We start from the raw sequence: 16654 nt of genomic DNA, 5'->3' as shown, positions 1-16654 counted from the left end.
CCCTCACCTTCACCACCGAGAGGGAAAGCCCTTGCTGAAACGGATACGTCATCGGCTGTTTACCCTGATGGCCACCCTGCTGTTTATCGGCTGCCTGCATAACGCTTTGCTGGATGAAAGCCGAATGCCCCGCAATCTGCAACCTTCGCTGAGCGCCCTCAGCAGCAACCTGCAAGACATTCGCGAAGTGCTGGCGCGCTGCGCCGGCGAGGAAGAGGAGGAACGCCTGAACGACGGCGGCATACGCATCGAAGCCCACGCCGCCGGGGATGATGAATCGGAAGACAAACGCCAGACATAGTGGATTAAAAAACGCCCCAATTTGTTGCGTGATACGCAACGCCCTACTATGATGCGTATAGCGCAACACTCATGGAGCCATCAGGATGATAAGAAGCTTCAAGCATAAGGGACTCAAAAAGTTTTTCGAAACCGGTTCAACAGCAGGTATCGACGCCAAACAGGCGAAAAAAATCGCGCTGCGGCTGAGCGTGCTGGATTTAGCGAAAGTGATTGATGACGTGGATTTACCCGGCTTCTTCTTGCATCCGCTAACGGGCGCTCGCAATGGGCAATGGTCCGTCACCGTGACCGGTAACTGGCGCATCACGTTTGAACTGGTCGAGGGTGATGTTTATATCGTGAATTATGAGGACTATCACTAATGAACCGCATGCATAATCCTCCTCATCCTGGCGAGTTGATCAAAGAAACCATGGAAACGCTGAATCTCAGCGCGCGCGCGCTGGCCAAAGCATTGGACGTCGCGCCGTCTACGGTTCAACGCCTGATCAGCGGTAAATCCGATATCTCGCCGGAAATGGCCATCCGCCTGTCCATCGTAATAGGCAGTTCCGAACAGGTCTGGATGGGAATGCAAGATGCTTACGATCTGTGGCAGGCCAGGCAGTCCATCGACGTTTCCAAACTGCGCAAGCTGGACTTTGCTTGACGCCTGCCCCTAAAAAAACACCGGCCTCAGCCGGTGTTTTTCCATTTAGTCTTGCTGCGTCGCCAGCAGCGCGCGTTTTTTCTGGCGGTTGACCTTGAACCAGTAACCCGCCAGCAGCAACACCACCCAGACCAGGCCGGCGTACAGCGAGACGCGCGTCGTCGGGAAGTAGCCGATCAGGCCGATGATGAACACCAGGAACACGATCGCCACCACCGAGGTGAACACCCCGCCGCGCAGCGGGAACGCCAGCTGCTTCACCTGCTCTTTGCTCAGGCTGCGGCGGAAGGCGATTTGCGAGAACAGGATCATGATCCACACCCACACAGTGGCGAAGGTCGCCAGGGAGGCGATCACCAGGAACACGCTCTCCGGCATGATGTAGTTGAGGTATACCGCCAGCAGCAGCGCCAGCATCATCACCACCACCGTCACCCAGGGAATGCCGCGTTTCGACACCTTGCTGAACATCTTCGGCGCATGGCCCTGCTCGGCCATGCCGTGCAGCATGCGGCCGACGCCGAACACGTCGCTGTTGATCGCCGACAGCGAAGCGGTAATCACCACGAAGTTGAGGATGCCCGCCGCCACGGTGATGCCCATATGCTGGAAAGTCAGCACGAACGGGCTGCCGTTGGTGCCCACCTGGTTCCACGGGTAGATAGACATGATGACGAATAGCGTGCCGACGTAGAACACCAGAATGCGCCACGGCACCGAGTTGATGGCTTTCGGAATCGATTTTTTCGGATCCTTGGCTTCGCCGGCGGTGATGCCGATGATTTCAATGCCGCCGTAAGCGAACATCACCAGCTGCAGCGACAGGATCATGCCGATAAAGCCGTTGCTGAAGAAGCCGCCGTTCGACCACAGGTTATGAATGCCGGTCGGTTGCCCGCCGTTGCCGATGCCCCAGATGATGATGCCGATGCCGGCCGCGATCATGATGATGATGGTGGCGACCTTGAAGAACGAGAACCAGAACTCGAGCTCGCCGAACACCTTGACGCTCATCAGGTTGATGGCGCCGATGATCAGCACCACGCTCAGCACCCAGATCCAATGCGGCACTTCCGGGAACCAGACCCCCATATAAATGCCGAAGGCGGTCACGTCGGCGATGGCGACGATCAGGATCTCAAAGCAGTAGGTCCAGCCGGTGATGTAACCCGCCATCGGGCCGAGGTAGTCCTGCGCGTAGCGGGAAAACGAGCTGGCCTGTGGGTTGTTGACCGACATCTCCCCCAGTGCGCGCATGATGATGAAGGCCACGATGCCGCCGATCAGGTAAGCCAGCAGCACGCTCGGGCCGGCCATTTTGATGGCGTCCGCCGAGCCGTAGAACAAGCCGGTGCCGATGGCCGACCCCAACGCCATAAAGCGGATATGACGCGTGCTGAGGCCGCGTTTCAGCTTATTGTCGGGGACAGTGGTGGGTGACTGTTGTTGCATGAAAATGACCCATAGTTTTAAACGTAAAAAAGCCACGGACATGTCCGTGGCCCTAGATTAAGCCGGGGGATTATCAGTGCGCGGTCACTTGGGAACGCGTGCACACCCGATCATAAATCGCGACCAGCGCCAGCATCAGCAGCGAAGGCGGCAACCATGCCAACCCCTGCTCCGCCAGCGGCAGGTGAGTGGTCCAGGTCGGCAGCAGCTGCTGGAAGCTGGACGCTTTCACCGCGTCAAGGATACCAAACAACAGGCTGACAAGCATCACCGGCGCGATGATGCGCGGCGCGCTGTGCCACCAACGCAGGGTGAAGCTCAGCACCACCAGCACGATGCACGGCGGGTAAATCGCGGTCAGCACCGGAATGGAGATCTGGATCAGGTGGCTCAGGCCGAGGTTGGACACCACCATCGAGAACAGGCCCAGAATAAACACCAGCGTCTTGTAAGAGAACGGCAGATATTGCGCGAAGAACTCGGCGCAGGCACAGGTCAGGCCCACCGCGGTCACCATGCAGGCGATGAAGATCAGCGCCGCCAGGAAGAAGCTGCCGAGGCCGCCAAAGGTGTTCTGAACGTAAGCGTGCAGGATCACCGCGCCGTTGGTGGCGTCCGGCACCAGCGCGCCGCTGCCGGAACCCAGTTTGAACAGGCTCAGGTACACCAGCGTCAGGCCCACGCCGGCGATCAAACCGGCCAGAATGGTGTAGCGGGTCAACAAACCGGCGTCTTTCACGCCGCGCGAACGCGCCGCGTTGACGATAACGATGCCGAACACCAGCGCGCCCAGCGTATCCATGGTCAGATAGCCGTTAACGAAGCCGGAGGAGAAAGGCACGCTCTGATAAGCCGTCGTCGCCGGAATCGGCGCACCGGCAGGCCACAGCAGCGCGGCGATGCCCAGTACGGCCAGCGCGACGATCTTCAGCGGCGCCAGCACATGGCCGACGGTATCGAGCAGGCGGCCCGGATACAGAGAGATGCCGATCACCAGCGCGAAGTACACCAGGCTGTAGATGAACAGCGGCATGGCGCCGTCGCCGGTCAGCGGGGCGATGCCCACTTCGAAGGACACGGTGGCGGTACGCGGCGTCGCGAACAACGGGCCGACGGCCAGGTAGCAGACGGTCGCCAGCAGCAAGCCGGCGCCGCGGCCGATTGGCGAACTGAGGGCGTCGATGCCGCCGCCGACGCGCGCCAGCGCGATAACGGTGATGACCGGCAGGCCCACGGCGGTGATCAGGAAGCCCAGCGCCGCAGTCCAGACGTGTTCACCGGACTGCAAACCGACCATCGGCGGGAAGATGATGTTCCCGGCCCCGACGAATAAGGCAAAGGTCATAAAGCCCAGTGCCAGGATATCTTTTGACGTTAAACGATGACTCATACGATGTCGTGTTGCCTGTTCAAATAAAAAAAGGGTCCGATAGCGTGGTGGCGTGACGCCCCACCCGGTTGCCGGCATGCCCGATCGTCGCCGCGCCAAATAAGCACCCTAAACGCAGTCGATCCGGCGTTTATGTCCCTATTCGAAAGTGGCCGCTCATAAAGATGGGCAAAATTTTAGGAGTTATAAAAATGGAGGTTTAATCCGACAACGAAGGCTAAGGTAAACGTTTATAGCGCTTCAAGGCAAGACGCACGGCGAAAAGCAGAGCTATCGACCATATAAACTTTAGCCACCAGTCGATCATATTGGTTATCAATAAATATACACTACATGATTTGTATCATTTTTGAACAATGAATTCACAAAACGTGAAGCATATATCGCTTTACCGCTCGAAATCGCCAATAAAAAGCCGATTTTCGCGTGGTATGAGCTTCGTTTCGCCATAAAAAAAGGTGAAAATTACGCCGTTTTTTGTCGCTTATTGCGCCATGGCCGGCGCGAGCGGTGGCAGCCCCAGCGCCTGACGGGTCTTCTGCAGGGTGGCCGGCGGCAGCGGCAGATAGCCGTCGTGGTTGACCAGGCTTTGGCCTGGTGTCGACAGCACGCGATCGAGGAACGCGGCGGTCAGCGGCTCCAGCGGTTGATGGGGGGCTTTGTTGATGTAGATATACAGATAGCGCGACAGCGGGTAGCGATCGTTGCGCACGTTGGCGGCGGTAGGCGCGACATAGTCCTCTCCCGACTCCGCCAATGGCAGCAGCCGCACGCCGCTGGCGCGAAAGCCAATGCTGGCGTAGCCGATGCCGTTGAGCGAACCGGCCACCGCCTGCACCACCGAGGCCGAGCCGGGCAGCTCATTGACGCGCGGCATAAAATCGCCGCCGCACAGCGCGCGCAGTTTGAAGTAGCCATAGGTGCCGGACGCCGAGTTGCGGCCAAAGCGCTGCAGCGAACGCGACGCCCAGTCGCCGCGCAGACCCAGCTCGCCCCAACGCGTCAGCGGCTGGCTTTCGCCGCAGCGCCGGGTGGCGGAGAAAATGCGATCGAGCTGCTGCAGGTTGAGGCCGCGCAGCGGATTATCCTGATGCACCAATACCACCAGCGCATCCACCGCTACCGGCACCGCCAGCGGCGCATAGCCGTAACGGTGTTCGAATGCCGAGATCTCGGCCGCCTTCATCGGCCGGCTCATCGGGCCGAGCTGCGCGGCGCCCGCGGCCAACGCGGTCGGCGCGGTCGAGGAGCCGGCGGCCTGGATCTGCAGGTTGACGTTGGGATAATGCTGGCTGAAATCCTGCGCCCACAGCGCCATCAGATTCGCCAGCGTGTCGGAACCGACGCTGGACAGGTTGCCCGCCAACATGCCGTCAGGCTGCGCCAGCGCGCCGCGTCCGGCCAGCAGCGCCAGGCAAAGCAACAGCCCTCGGGTTATTCGGGTCATACCGGTGTCTCGCGTTAATTTTTCACCGCATTCTCTGATAAAGCGGCGGGAACAATCAACCGATTGGGCAAGGTAAAGATAAAGCGGGTGCCGATCCCCGGTTCGCTGAGGATCTCCAGCCGCGCGTCGTGATGGCTGAGCGCGTGCTTGACGATCGCCAGCCCCAGCCCGCTGCCGCCGGTCTGGCGCGAGCGGGCCTTGTCGACGCGGTAAAAACGCTCGGTCAGGCGCGGAAGGTGTTCGGCGGCGATGCCCGGCCCGTTGTCGCTGACCTGGAACTGCGCGCCCTGCGCCGTCTGTTGCCAGCTCACTTCGATATGGGTGCCCTTCGGCGTGTGGTTGACCGCGTTGTACACCAGGTTAGACACCGCGCTGCGCAACTGGTCTTCATTGCCGAACACGTTGAGCTGTTCGTTCACCCGGAAGGTGATCTCATGATTGCCGCCGCTCAGCGATTGCGCCTCGCGCTGCAACACCCGCAGCATCAGCGGGATATCCACCCGCTCGTTCATGTCGACATTGGGCGCCGCCTCGATGCGCGACAGCGTCAGCAGTTGCTTGACCAGCCCGTCCATCCGGCGGGTCTGCTCTTGCATGGTGCTGAGCGCCTTGCTGCGCAGCGAACCGTCCTGCTCTTCGTCGCCCATCATCTCCAGGTAGCCCTGCAGCACCGTCAGCGGCGTGCGCAGCTCATGGCTGACGTTGGCGAAGAAGTTGCGCCGCGCGCCCTCCAGCTGGCGCATCTGGGTGACGTCGCGCGCCACCATCAGCAACTGCCCTTCGGAATACGGCATCACGCGGAATTCGACGTAGTGTTCGTTGTTCAACTGCAGCGTCAGCGGACGCGAAAACTCCTGCTGTTGCAGATAGTGGCTGAATTCCGGATAACGCAGCAGGTTAAGGATGTGCTGGCCGTTGTCTTCCGGCCAGCGGAAGCCGAGCAGATGCTGCGCCAGCCCGTTGCACCAGAAGATGTTGCCCTCGACGGTGGTCATCACCACCGCGTCAGGCAGCGATTCGGCTCCGCTGCGAAAGCGCTTGATAAGCAGCGCCAGCTCGCGCCGGCGGCGGCGGTTGCGCTGCTGCATCTGATACAGGCCATAAAACAGCGGCTCCCAGCTCCAGCGGCCGGGCGGCGGCGTCATGCTGCGGTCGATCCACAGCCAATGGGAGAGTTTGAGCTGGTTGTAGAAATTCCACACCAGCGCAGCCAGCGCGGAGGCCAGCAGGAACCAGGGCAGATAACCGAAAATCAGCCCCAGCAGTAAGGCGGGCAAACAAAAAAGAGCCAGCTCCAGAGCCAGCCTCTTCCACGACAGACGTTCTAACACGGCATATTCTCCAGCGCGGCGCGATCAGTAGCGCGTTGAGAACCGGTAGCCGGTGCCCCGAACGGTTTGAACCATTTTATCATGCCCACTGGTTTCTAACGCCTTGCGGAGCCGACGGATATGCACGTCAACGGTACGGTCTTCCACATAAACGTTAGTGCCCCAGACGTGATTAAGCAACTGCTCACGGCTATAAACCCGCTCCGGGTGGGTCATAAAGAAGTGCAGCAGCTTGAACTCGGTCGGCCCCATGTCCAGCGCCTGATCGTTCGCCATCACGCGGTGGGAGGACGGGTCCAGGCTCAGCCCTTGCATTTCAATCACCTCTTCCACCGCCATCGGTGAAATGCGGCGCATGACCGCCTTGATGCGCGCCACCAGCTCCTTGGGCGAGAACGGCTTGGTGATGTAATCATCCGCCCCCACTTCCAGGCCGCGCACCCGGTCTTCTTCTTCGCCGCGCGCGGTCAACATCATCACCGGGATATCGCGGGTCAGCGCTTCGCGCTTCATATGTTTGATAAACTGAATGCCGGAACCGCCGGGCAACATCCAGTCAAGCAACACCAAATCAGGGAACGGCTCAGACAGACGCGTCACGGCGCTGTCATAATCCTCGGCTTCCAACGGTTGGTAACCATTTTGTTCCAACACAAAGCACACCATCTCACGGATCGGCGCTTCGTCTTCCACCACCAGTATGCGTCTTGCCATCGTCAATCCTGCCAATGTGTTAGCGACTTTTCGGGCGCCATTATGCGTCAGTTTTGTGACACTTTTATGAAAAAAACCGGCTGTTATAGGCAGTAAGCATAGCGATTATTTCCTGCGGTAAAGAAAAATCATCCGGTTGTCATCATCATTGCGCCGGGACAGCCGCCGCCGCGGCCTTTATAATCATCGCCATTATCTTTGCATCCGGGAGTGTCATGCGCCTGATCCACACCTCTGACTGGCACCTTGGCCAGTACTTTTTCACCAAAAGCCGCGCCGCCGAGCACCAGGCTTTTCTGAACTGGCTGATCGAAGAGATCGAACAGCAACAGGTGGATGCGCTGATCGTCGCCGGGGATCTGTTCGATACCGGCTCACCGCCCAGCTATGCCCGCGAGCTGTACAACCGCTTCGTGGTGGAACTGCAGCGCACCGGCTGCCAGTTGGTGGTGCTGGGCGGCAACCACGACTCGGTGGCGACGCTGAACGAATCGCGGGAGCTGCTCTCCTGCCTGAACACCACGGTGATCGCCAGCGCGCAAGGCGCCCCGGAACAGCAAATCGTGGTGCTGAACCGGCGCGACGGCCAGCCGGGCGCGGTGCTGTGCGCCATTCCGTTCCTGCGGCCGCGCGATCTGCTCACCAGCCGCGCCGGCGAATCCGGCGCACAGAAACAGCAGGCGCTGCAGGAAGCCATCGCCGAACATTATCAGACGCTGTATCAGGCGGCCTGCGAGCGCCGCGACCAGCTGGGCTTGCCGCTGCCGATCGTCGCCACCGGCCACCTGACCACCGTCGGCGTCACCACCTCCGACTCGGTGCGCGACATCTATATCGGCACCCTCGACGCCTTCCCGGCGCAGGCCTTCCCGCCCGCCGACTATATCGCGCTGGGCCACATTCACCGCGCGCAGAACGTCGCCAAATCGGAGCATATTCGCTATAGCGGTTCGCCGATCCCGCTCAGCTTCGATGAGCTGGGCAAAGCCAAAAGCGTCTTCCTGGTGGATTTCGCCGACGGCGCCCTGCAGCGGGTTGACGCGTTAACGATCCCGCAGTTCCAGCCCATGCAGCTGATCAAAGGCGATCTGGCCGAGATCGAACGGCAGCTGCGGCAATTTGCCGACTATGCCGGCGAGCGGCCGGTGTGGCTGGATATCGAAGTGGCGACGCAGGACTACCTCAGCGACATCCAGCGCCGCATCCAGCTGCTGGCAGATGAGCTGCCGGTGGAAGTGGTGCTGCTGCGGCGCAGCAAAGAGCAGCGCCGCCAGGCGATTGCGCAGCAGGATAAGGAAACGCTGAACGAGCTGAGCGTCAACGAGGTTTTCGAGCGCAGGTTGGCGCAGGAGGCTGAGATGCCCGAAACGCGTCAACAGCGGATGCGCCAGATGTTCCGCCAGGTGGTCGAGGCGGTGCAGCACAACGCCGAGGAGACGAATTCATGAAGATCCTCAGCCTGCGGTTAAAAAACCTCAACTCGCTGCAGGGCGAATGGAAAATTGACTTCACCGCCGAGCCTTTCGCCAGCAACGGCCTGTTCGCCATTACCGGCCCGACCGGCGCGGGCAAAACCACCCTGCTGGACGCCATTTGCCTGGCGCTGTATCACCAAACGCCGCGCCTCAACGTCACGCCGAGCCAGAATGAGCTGATGACCCGCCACACCGCCGAGTCGCTGGCGGAGGTCGAGTTCGAGGTCAAGGGCGTCGGCTATCGCGCCTTCTGGAGCCAGCGCCGCGCCAAAAATGCGCCGGACGGCAACCTGCAGGCGCCGAAGGTCGAACTGGCGCGCCGCGAGGACGGCAAGATCCTGGCGGACAAAGTGCGCGACAAGCTGGAGCTCACCGCCGCCATCACCGGACTGGACTTCGGCCGCTTCACCAAATCGATGATGCTGTCTCAGGGGCAGTTCGCCGCCTTCCTCAACGCCGACGCCAACGATCGCGCCGAGCTGTTGGAAGAGCTGACCGGCACCGAAATCTATGGGCGGCTGTCCGAGCAGGTGTTCGAGTCGCACAAGCAGGCCAAAACTGACCTGGATGCGTTGCACCAACGCGCCAGCGGCATCGAACTGCTGAACGACGAGCAGCGCCAGTCTCTGACCGAACAGCTGGCGGCGCTGAGCACGCAGGAAAGCACCCTCGGCGAGCAAACCCAGCGGCAGCAACAGGCGCTGAGCTGGCTGCAACAATGGCAACGCCTCCGGCAACAGCAAAACGAGGGGCAATTGCGGCTGGACACCGCCCAGCGCGAGCAGACAGAGGCCGCCCCACAGCTGCAGCGGCTGACGCTCAGCGAGCCGGCCGAGAAATTGCGGCCGCTGCGCGGTGAACGCGATCGCTGCCGCGCCGAGCTGCAGACGATACAGCAGCAAGCGACTCTGTTGGCGCAACAGCAGGAACAGCAGTCAGCGCAGTTGACCCCGCTGCAGCAGGCGGTGGAGAAAACCCGCCAGGCGCAGCAAACCCATGCCGAGCATATGCGGCAACAGCAACAGCTGATCGACGAGCAGGTCGCCCCGCTCGATCACCAGATAGCCCAACTGCTATCGACCCAGGTCGAGCGGCGACAGGCCGGCGATGCCGCCGCGCAGCAGTGCGCCCAGCAGCAAACTACGCTGGAGCAGCTCACCGCTCAGCGCAGCCAGCTGACGACGCAGGCCGCACAGTTTCAGCAGCAGTTGAATGCGCTGAGTGAAGCGCTGGCCGCTCAACAGCAACAGCAGCAGGCACTGGAGGCGAAAACGCCGCTGGCCCCGCTGCGCCAGCGCCTGAGCGCCCTGGCGGATCTGCGCCCAACGCGCCAGCAGCTGTTTACTCTGACGTCCCTTCACCGTCAGACTCGCGAGCGTCTGGCCCGGCAACAGGCGGAGCATGCCGAGCGGCAAACGCAGCTCGCCGGGTTGCAACAACAGCTGGAGAGCGCACGTCAGCAATTCAAACAGCACAAGGCGCAGCTGCAGGAAGTGGAGCGGATCCACGAACTGGAGAAACGCATCGTCAGTCTGGAAGCGGAGCGCGCCCTGCTGCAGAACGGTGCCCCCTGCCCGCTGTGCGGTTCCATCAGCCATCCGGCGGTAGAGCAGTATCAGGCGGTGCAGCCTTCGGCCACGGAACAGCGTTTGGTCGAGATGCGCACCCTCGCCGAGAAACTGCAAACCCAGGGCACCGAGCTGCGTACACGCTGCGAAGGCCTGCAGGAACAACAACAGCGCCAACAGCAAACCATCGCGCAGGATGAACAGCAGCTGGCTGCCCAACAGCAGCAGTGGCGGCAGCTCAGCGCACCGCTGGCGTTCGACTTTACGCTGGCGGATGGCGAGCAACTCAGCGCCTGGCTGAACGGCTGCGACGACGAAGAACGGCGCGGGCAACAGGCGCTGCAGCAGCATGAACAGGCGGCGCAGGCGGTACAGCAGGCGAAAGACGCGCTCATCGCTCTGCAAACGCAGCAGCAGCAGACGCAGCAACAGCTGGCGTTGCTCGAAGAACGCTTTACGCTGCTGCAGAAAGCCCACGCCGACAGCCTGCAACAGCAGCAAGAGCTGCAACAACGCTGGCAAGAAGGCGAGAAAACCCTCGCTGAACGACGTGCGCAGCGGCTGGCGCTGTTCGGCGAACAGCAGGTGGCCCTGGTGCGCGAACAGCTGCGCGCCAAACAAATCGCCTGCGAACAGGCCAGCGTTCAGGCCGCCGAGCAGTGGCAAAAGGCGCAGGAACTGCGCGAACGCCTGGCCGGCCAGCAGGCCGGGCTGCAACAACAGCTCACCCAGATGCAGGAGCGGCTGCAGCAGGCGCAGCAGCAGTGGCAGCAGGCGCTGGCCGACAGCGAGTTCGCCGATGAAACCGCCTTCGCCGCCGCGCTGCTGGACGACGCCCTGCGTCGCGAATTGCAGCAGCGCAAAGAGCGGCTGCAACAGCGACAGGTGGAGGCCGCCGCCCTGCTGACACAGGCGACGCAAACGCTGGAGCAGCATCGGCAGTGCCGCCCTGAAGGGCTGGATGAGGCCAATGCGGATATCGATGCGCTCACCCAATCGCTGGCCGAGCTGGCACAGCAGTTGAAAACGTTGCAGCTGCGTCAGGGCGAACTGCGCAATCAGCTGGAAAGCGATGCCGCTCGTCGCCTCAATCAGCAGGCGCTGTTCGAGCAAATCGCCCGCAGCCAGCAAGACTACGACGACTGGAGCTACCTCAACCAGCTGATCGGCTCGAAAGAAGGCGACAAGTTCCGCCGTTTCGCCCAAGGGCTGACGCTCGATCATCTGGTCTATCTGGCCAACCGGCAGCTCGGCCGGCTGCACGGGCGCTACCTGCTGCAGCGCAAGACCAGCGATGCGCTGGAGCTGCAGGTGGTGGACACCTGGCAGGCGGACGCGCTGCGCGATACCCGCACCCTGTCCGGCGGCGAGAGCTTCCTGGTCAGCCTGGCGTTGGCGCTGGCGTTGTCCGATCTGGTCAGCCATAAAACCAGCATCGACTCGCTGTTCCTCGACGAAGGCTTCGGCACGCTGGACGCCGAAACTCTCGACACCGCGCTGGATGCGCTGGACAGCCTGAACGCCTCCGGCAAAACCATCGGCGTGATCAGCCACGTCGAGGCGATGAAAGAGCGCATTCCGGTGCAGATCAAGGTGAAAAAGGTCAACGGGCTCGGCGTCAGCCGGCTGGAGGCGCACTTCAGGCTGGAATGATCCCGCGGCTCGCGGCGCAGAAGTGTGACCGCGGCGGCACTCCGCGGTGAAAAGCGTTGAGCCGCGGCGGGCACGGGTTATTATGCCAGCATAACAGGATTGTTACTGTATCCCCTCCGCCGCTCAGGCCGCAGGGCAGAAAGATAAAATACAGGCAAAACCTGACGCCCGGGATCGCTTCCGGGCGTCAGGTTTTTTCGTTTTCAGGATACTGAAACACCGGGAAAAACCATGAAAATCGCTAAAATACTCAATAATAACGTGGTGATTACGCTGGACGACCGTCAGGCAGAGACGGTGGTGATGGGAAAAGGAATCGGCTTTAAAAAGAAACCCGGCGATACGCTGGACGAAAGCCTGATCGAAAAGGTCTTCACCCATAACGGCGGAGAAATCGCCGAGCGCTATAAAGAGCTGCTCGCCGAGATCCCATTGGCCTGCGTCACCACCGCCGACAGAATCATCACCCTCGCCCGCGAACGCCTGCCGGGCAAGCTGCATAACATCGTCTACATCACGCTGACCGATCACATCCACTTCGCCCTGCAGCGCCATGCGCAAGGGCTGGATATCAAAAATGCGCTGCTGTGGGAGATTAAAAAACTCTATCCGGCCGAATTCGCCGTCGGGCTGGAGGCGCTGGCCCTGATCGCACAGCGGCTGGATATCGCGTTGCCGGAGGACGAAGCCGGATTTATCGCCCTGCACCTGGTCAACGCCCAGCTTAACGACGAGATGCACAACACGCTGCACATTACCCGCGTGATGCAAGAGATCCTCAACCTGGTCAAGTACCATTTCCGCTTTGATTACAACGAGGAATCCCTGAGCTACCACCGGTTCGTCACCCATTTGAAGTTCTTCGCCCAACGGCTGCTGGGGAAAAACTACGTCGACAGCGACGACGATTCGCTGTATCAGGTGGTGAAAGAGAAGTACCGCGAGTCATTCGCCTGCGCCGGTAAGATCAACCGCCACATCGAAAAGCACTATCAGCATCAGCTCACCACGGAAGAGATGATGTTTCTGACCATTCATATCGAACGGGTGCGCAGCGAAAGCGAGGAAAAGCCGGCTTAACGGCGGGCGTCCGCCACCCGCACGCCGTACTGCGGAAACACCGCGTCGGCGGAGATCAGCGTCAGCCCCTCGGCCTGCGCCTGTGCGATCAGCATGCGATCGAAAGGATCTTGATGATGGGGCGGCAGCTGCCCGGCCTGTTGGCAGTGAAAGGCGTCCATCGGCAACGACAGAAAATCCTCGGCCTCGATGATCGCAAAGATGTCTTCCGGCAGCGCCAGTTTGCCCAGCGCCTGCTTGAGCGAGATCTCCCAAATGCTGGCCGCGCTGACGTACACCGCATTGCCCGGATCGGCGATCTGCCTTTTGGCGTTCACGCCCAGGCAGGCGTCGTCGATCAGCCACCACAGCAGCGCGTGGGTATCCAGCAACAGGCGCTTCATTCATCGCCCTCAAACAACGCCGCAATGGCCGCATCCCCGGCGTTGAAATCCGCCGGCACGGTGAACCTGCCCTTGGCGGCGCCAGGGCGGCGCGCTTCCCCCTTGATGGCGACCAGCTGTACGTACGGCTTCCCTGCTTTTGCAATAATCACGGTTTCTCCCTCCGCGGCTCTGTCCGCCAACTGGCTCAGATTGGATTTGGCTTCGTGCATATTGGCCTGAATCGGCATACGCGTCCTCCTTAGCTAAGTTAGCTAAAGCATAAAGCGCCGTCCAGTTTTTGTACAGTGAAGGGTTTAAAGCGCGAGCAGCCTCGCGCTTTGTTGCAACGCTTAGCGCTGCTGTTGCGGCCACAGCCAGGCCGCACCGCGCACGCCGCTGGAATCGCCGTGAACGGCCTTGCGGATCGGCGTTTCACACTCGCCGCCGAACACCCAGCCTTTCACCAGTTGCGGCACCGTGCGATACAGACGATCCACGTTGCTCATACCGCCGCCGAGCACCACCACATCCGGATCCAGCATGTTGATCACGTGCGCCAGCGATTTCGCCAGCCGCATTTCGTAGCGGCCAATCGCCTGCTCCGCCAACGCATCGCCCCGCTCGCTCAGCGCCATGATCTCATGCCCTTGCAGCGCATTACCGCTCAGGCGCGCATAGTCGGTGGCAAAACCGGTGCCGGAAACAAAGGTTTCGATGCAACCCGGCTTGCCGCAGTAACACGGCACTTCGCGGGCGTAACGCAGCTCATCGTCATCCTGCCACGGCAGCGGATTGTGCCCCCATTCACCGGCGATGCCGTTGCCGCCGGCATGCGCCTGGCCGTTCAGCGCCACGCCGGCGCCGCAGCCGGTGCCGATGATGACCGCAAACACGGTTTTCGCGCCGGCGCCGGCGCCATCGGTGGCTTCCGACACCGCCAGACAGTTGGCGTCGTTGGCGATGCGCACCTCTCGCGTCAGCAGCGCAGAAAGATCTTCGTCCAGCGGTTGGCCGTTGAGCCACACCGAGTTGGCGTTTTTCACCCGCCCGGTAAACGGCGACAGCGTGCCAGGAATGCCGATCCCGACCGATCCCCGTTCGCCGGTATGATCCTCGGCCAGTTTCACCAGCCCGGCGATCGCCGCCAGAGTTTGCAGGTAGTCATGGCGCGGCGTGGCGATACGATGGCGAAACAGCTCCCGCCCGTCGTCCGCCAACGCAATCACTTCAATTTTCGTTCCACCCAAATCGATGCCAATGCGCACGTATTTTTCTCCTCGATGCCGCGCAGCGTTGCCACAGCCTAATGTAAGCGCGCGAATGAATCACCTGTTTCCCACCCTCCGTCCCGTCCTTTCTCGCTGCGTAAAGCGACGCAATTCAGAGAGAATGGGGCGATTTTTCAGCGTCAATTCGTTATCATGCCGCCCTGCTTTTGACGAATCAGCGTGCCGAACGCACGCCCAGCCTGGGATAACATTATGCTGTGGTTTAAGAATTTGATGGTTTACCGTTTGAGCCGCGAAGTGGCGCTAAACGCGGATGAAATGGAAAAACAACTCAGCGCGTTCGCCTTCACGCCGTGCGGCAGCCAGGACATGGCGAAGACCGGCTGGGTCTCCCCGATGGGTTCGCACAGCGATGCATTGACGCACGCGGTCAACGGCCAAATCGTCATCTGCGCGCGCAAGGAAGAGAAAATCCTGCCGTCGCCGGTCATCAAGCAAGAGCTGCAGGCCAAGATTGAGCGCCTGGAGGCGGAACAACACCGCAAACTGAAGAAAACCGAGAAGGACGCGCTGAAGGATGAAGTGCTGCACAGCCTGCTGCCGCGCGCATTCAGCCGCTTCAACCAGACTTTCATGTGGATCGACACCGTCAACGATCTGATCATGGTCGATGCCGCCAGCGCCAAACGCGCCGAAGATACGCTGGCGCTGCTGCGCAAAAGCCTCGGTTCGCTGCCGGTGGTGCCGCTGACGATGGAAAGCCCGATCGAACTGACGCTGACCGAATGGGTGCGTTCCGGCGAGATGCCGGCCGGCTTCGCCATTCAGGATGAAGCGGAATTGAAAGCGATTCTGGAAGAAGGCGGCGTGATCCGCTGCAAAAAACAGAATCTGATCAGCGACGAAATCGCGGTGCACATCGAAGCCGGCAAACTGGTGACCAAGCTGGCGGTGGATTGGCAGGAGCGCATTCAGCTGATGCTGTCGGACGACGGTTCATTAAAACGTCTGAAGTTTGCCGACACGCTGCGCGAGCAGAACGACGACATCGATCGCGACGACTTCGCCCAGCGCTTTGACGCCGACTTTATCCTGATGACCAGCGAGCTGGCGGCGTTGATCAAAAACACCATCGAAGCGCTCGGCGGCGAAGCCCAGCGTTAATCCCGCCTCAGAAACGACCAGGGCCCAGCGTTCGCTGAGCCCTGCATTCCCCTAACGAGCAACCTTATTTGCTCAGGTAGCGGCACAGATAGGCGGTCGCGTCGGCCACCTGCAGGTTGAACTCGCTGTGCCCCGGCACGAAGAATTTCTCGCCCGGCGTAAACACCTGCCAGTCCGGCGCGCCCGGCAGCAGCACTTTCAGCGCCCCGGTGATCACCGTCATTTCTTCCGGCTGCGCGGTGGAGAAGGTGTATTCGCCCTCTTCCATCACACCCACGCTGGTAAGACCGATGCTGCTACTGTCAAAACCGATAGACTTCACTTTTCCGGCAAAATACTCATTCACTTTCAGCATAGACTGGCACCCGCGTCATCATCTTGTATGGAAAATCCATATTGGGGGATTGCGGTTGATCTGTCACTGGTTTTTCACGCGAAATGCGATCGCGGCGCAGAGCAAACTGCTGCCGGGACGCTTACCGGCAAATGGGCGGACAGCATAATAGAGTCGGTGCGCAGCGTCTGGCGGGACAAGCGGTGCGATCCGCGCGGGAAAGAGAGCAAGGGCGTCGATTTCCAAACCATAAACAGGAAACCGGCCTGACGCCGGTTTCCGCTGGGCTGCAGGTCAATGCTCTAACGCCTCGTCCTCATAGCGGTGCTTGGCGTCGAGCGCTTCCTGCTCGGTTTCATGTTCACTGAGCAACGTATTCGGCTCAATGTCGTCGGTGCGCACCTCAAAACGGCGCAGATGCAGGTTCGGGTCGCCTCGAAACACCTCTACGACGCGGGCGCTCCGTGGATAAGCAGGTTGATCATTTTCGCGCATGCCGT

Annotated in this window: 17 protein-coding genes; 7 read left to right on the top strand and 10 right to left on the bottom strand. The window is 60.8% G+C overall.

Annotated elements, in window-relative coordinates; translation table 11 throughout:
* The first annotated feature begins 31 nt into the window (after positions 1-31).
* The 3 genes from ACMGG9_RS03630 (at position 32) to ACMGG9_RS03620 (ending at position 952) form a co-directional block, all read left to right on the top strand.
* Positions 32-301: a hypothetical protein gene (locus ACMGG9_RS03630; RefSeq protein WP_414161922.1), complete on the top strand. Its 270-nt coding sequence runs from the start codon at positions 32-34 to the stop codon at positions 299-301.
* Between the two features lie 85 nt (positions 302-386).
* A complete protein-coding gene (locus tag ACMGG9_RS03625) occupies positions 387-665 on the top strand; it encodes a type II toxin-antitoxin system RelE/ParE family toxin (RefSeq protein ID WP_033651073.1) in 279 nt (92 codons plus the stop codon).
* A complete protein-coding gene (locus ACMGG9_RS03620; protein WP_025160069.1) occupies positions 665-952 on the top strand; it encodes a HigA family addiction module antitoxin in 288 nt (95 codons plus the stop codon). Before ACMGG9_RS03625 ends, ACMGG9_RS03620 begins: the two co-directional genes overlap by 1 nt.
* A 45-nt stretch (positions 953-997) precedes the next feature.
* Here ACMGG9_RS03620 and proY read toward each other — a convergent pair whose 3' ends face one another.
* The 5 genes from proY to phoB form a co-directional block, all read right to left on the bottom strand.
* Positions 998-2404 carry a proline-specific permease ProY gene (gene proY / locus ACMGG9_RS03615; RefSeq protein WP_033651183.1) on the bottom strand — a complete coding sequence of 469 codons (1407 nt, stop codon included), beginning with the start codon at positions 2402-2404 and terminating at the stop codon, positions 998-1000.
* Between the two features lie 73 nt (positions 2405-2477).
* Positions 2478-3794 (bottom strand): branched-chain amino acid transport system II carrier protein, encoded by a 1317-nt coding sequence (gene brnQ, locus ACMGG9_RS03610; RefSeq protein WP_122016467.1) that lies wholly within the window; start codon positions 3792-3794, stop codon positions 2478-2480.
* A gap of 484 nt (positions 3795-4278) precedes the next feature.
* Complete coding sequence (locus ACMGG9_RS03605) at positions 4279-5241, bottom strand: PstS family phosphate ABC transporter substrate-binding protein (RefSeq protein ID WP_042783778.1); 963 nt, start codon at positions 5239-5241, stop codon at positions 4279-4281.
* 14 nt (positions 5242-5255) lie between these two features.
* Entirely contained in the window at positions 5256-6572 is a 1317-nt protein-coding gene (phoR, locus tag ACMGG9_RS03600) for a phosphate regulon sensor histidine kinase PhoR (RefSeq protein ID WP_033642047.1), read from the bottom strand.
* Positions 6573-6596: 24 nt separating this feature from the next.
* Positions 6597-7286: a phosphate response regulator transcription factor PhoB gene (phoB, locus tag ACMGG9_RS03595; protein ID WP_004940438.1), complete on the bottom strand. Its 690-nt coding sequence runs from the start codon at positions 7284-7286 to the stop codon at positions 6597-6599.
* A 215-nt stretch (positions 7287-7501) separates the two neighbouring features.
* Between phoB and sbcD the strand changes: the two genes are divergently transcribed.
* The 3 genes from sbcD to licT all read left to right on the top strand — a co-directional run bounded on the left by sbcD (position 7502) and on the right by licT (position 13062).
* Complete coding sequence (gene sbcD, locus ACMGG9_RS03590; RefSeq protein ID WP_149542563.1) at positions 7502-8734, top strand: exonuclease subunit SbcD; 1233 nt, start codon at positions 7502-7504, stop codon at positions 8732-8734.
* A complete protein-coding gene (gene sbcC / locus ACMGG9_RS03585; RefSeq protein WP_414161921.1) occupies positions 8731-11982 on the top strand; it encodes an exonuclease subunit SbcC in 3252 nt (1083 codons plus the stop codon). The genes sbcD and sbcC overlap by 4 nt, the downstream gene beginning before the upstream one ends.
* A gap of 231 nt (positions 11983-12213) precedes the next feature.
* Entirely contained in the window at positions 12214-13062 is an 849-nt protein-coding gene (gene licT, locus ACMGG9_RS03580; RefSeq protein WP_414161920.1) for a BglG family transcription antiterminator LicT, read from the top strand.
* Here licT and ACMGG9_RS03575 read toward each other — a convergent pair.
* The 3 genes from ACMGG9_RS03575 to mak all read right to left on the bottom strand — a co-directional run bounded on the left by ACMGG9_RS03575 (position 13059) and on the right by mak (position 14692).
* Positions 13059-13445 (bottom strand): type II toxin-antitoxin system VapC family toxin, encoded by a 387-nt coding sequence (locus ACMGG9_RS03575; protein ID WP_414161919.1) that lies wholly within the window; start codon positions 13443-13445, stop codon positions 13059-13061. The genes licT and ACMGG9_RS03575 overlap by 4 nt on opposite strands.
* A complete protein-coding gene (locus ACMGG9_RS03570) occupies positions 13442-13675 on the bottom strand; it encodes a type II toxin-antitoxin system Phd/YefM family antitoxin (protein ID WP_004940455.1) in 234 nt (77 codons plus the stop codon). The genes ACMGG9_RS03575 and ACMGG9_RS03570 overlap by 4 nt, the downstream gene beginning before the upstream one ends.
* A gap of 102 nt (positions 13676-13777) precedes the next feature.
* Positions 13778-14692 (bottom strand): fructokinase, encoded by a 915-nt coding sequence (gene mak / locus ACMGG9_RS03565; protein ID WP_213587509.1) that lies wholly within the window; start codon positions 14690-14692, stop codon positions 13778-13780.
* 216 nt (positions 14693-14908) lie between these two features.
* Between mak and rdgC the strand changes: the two genes are divergently transcribed.
* Positions 14909-15820: a recombination-associated protein RdgC gene (rdgC, locus tag ACMGG9_RS03560; protein ID WP_004940461.1), complete on the top strand. Its 912-nt coding sequence runs from the start codon at positions 14909-14911 to the stop codon at positions 15818-15820.
* Positions 15821-15884: 64 nt separating this feature from the next.
* Here rdgC and ppnP read toward each other — a convergent pair whose 3' ends face one another.
* Positions 15885-16175 carry a pyrimidine/purine nucleoside phosphorylase gene (ppnP, locus tag ACMGG9_RS03555; RefSeq protein WP_004940463.1) on the bottom strand — a complete coding sequence of 97 codons (291 nt, stop codon included), beginning with the start codon at positions 16173-16175 and terminating at the stop codon, positions 15885-15887.
* A 273-nt stretch (positions 16176-16448) separates the two neighbouring features.
* Complete coding sequence (locus ACMGG9_RS03550) at positions 16449-16649, bottom strand: YaiA family protein (protein ID WP_015376810.1); 201 nt, start codon at positions 16647-16649, stop codon at positions 16449-16451.
* Between the last annotated feature and the right edge of the window lie 5 nt (positions 16650-16654).

The sequence above is a fragment of the Serratia sp. BNK-10 genome, from assembly GCF_047456065.1.
In the GTDB taxonomy this organism is placed as follows: Bacteria; Pseudomonadota; Gammaproteobacteria; order Enterobacterales; family Enterobacteriaceae; genus Serratia; species Serratia ureilytica.
This window is presented reverse-complemented; position numbering and strand designations above follow the sequence as displayed.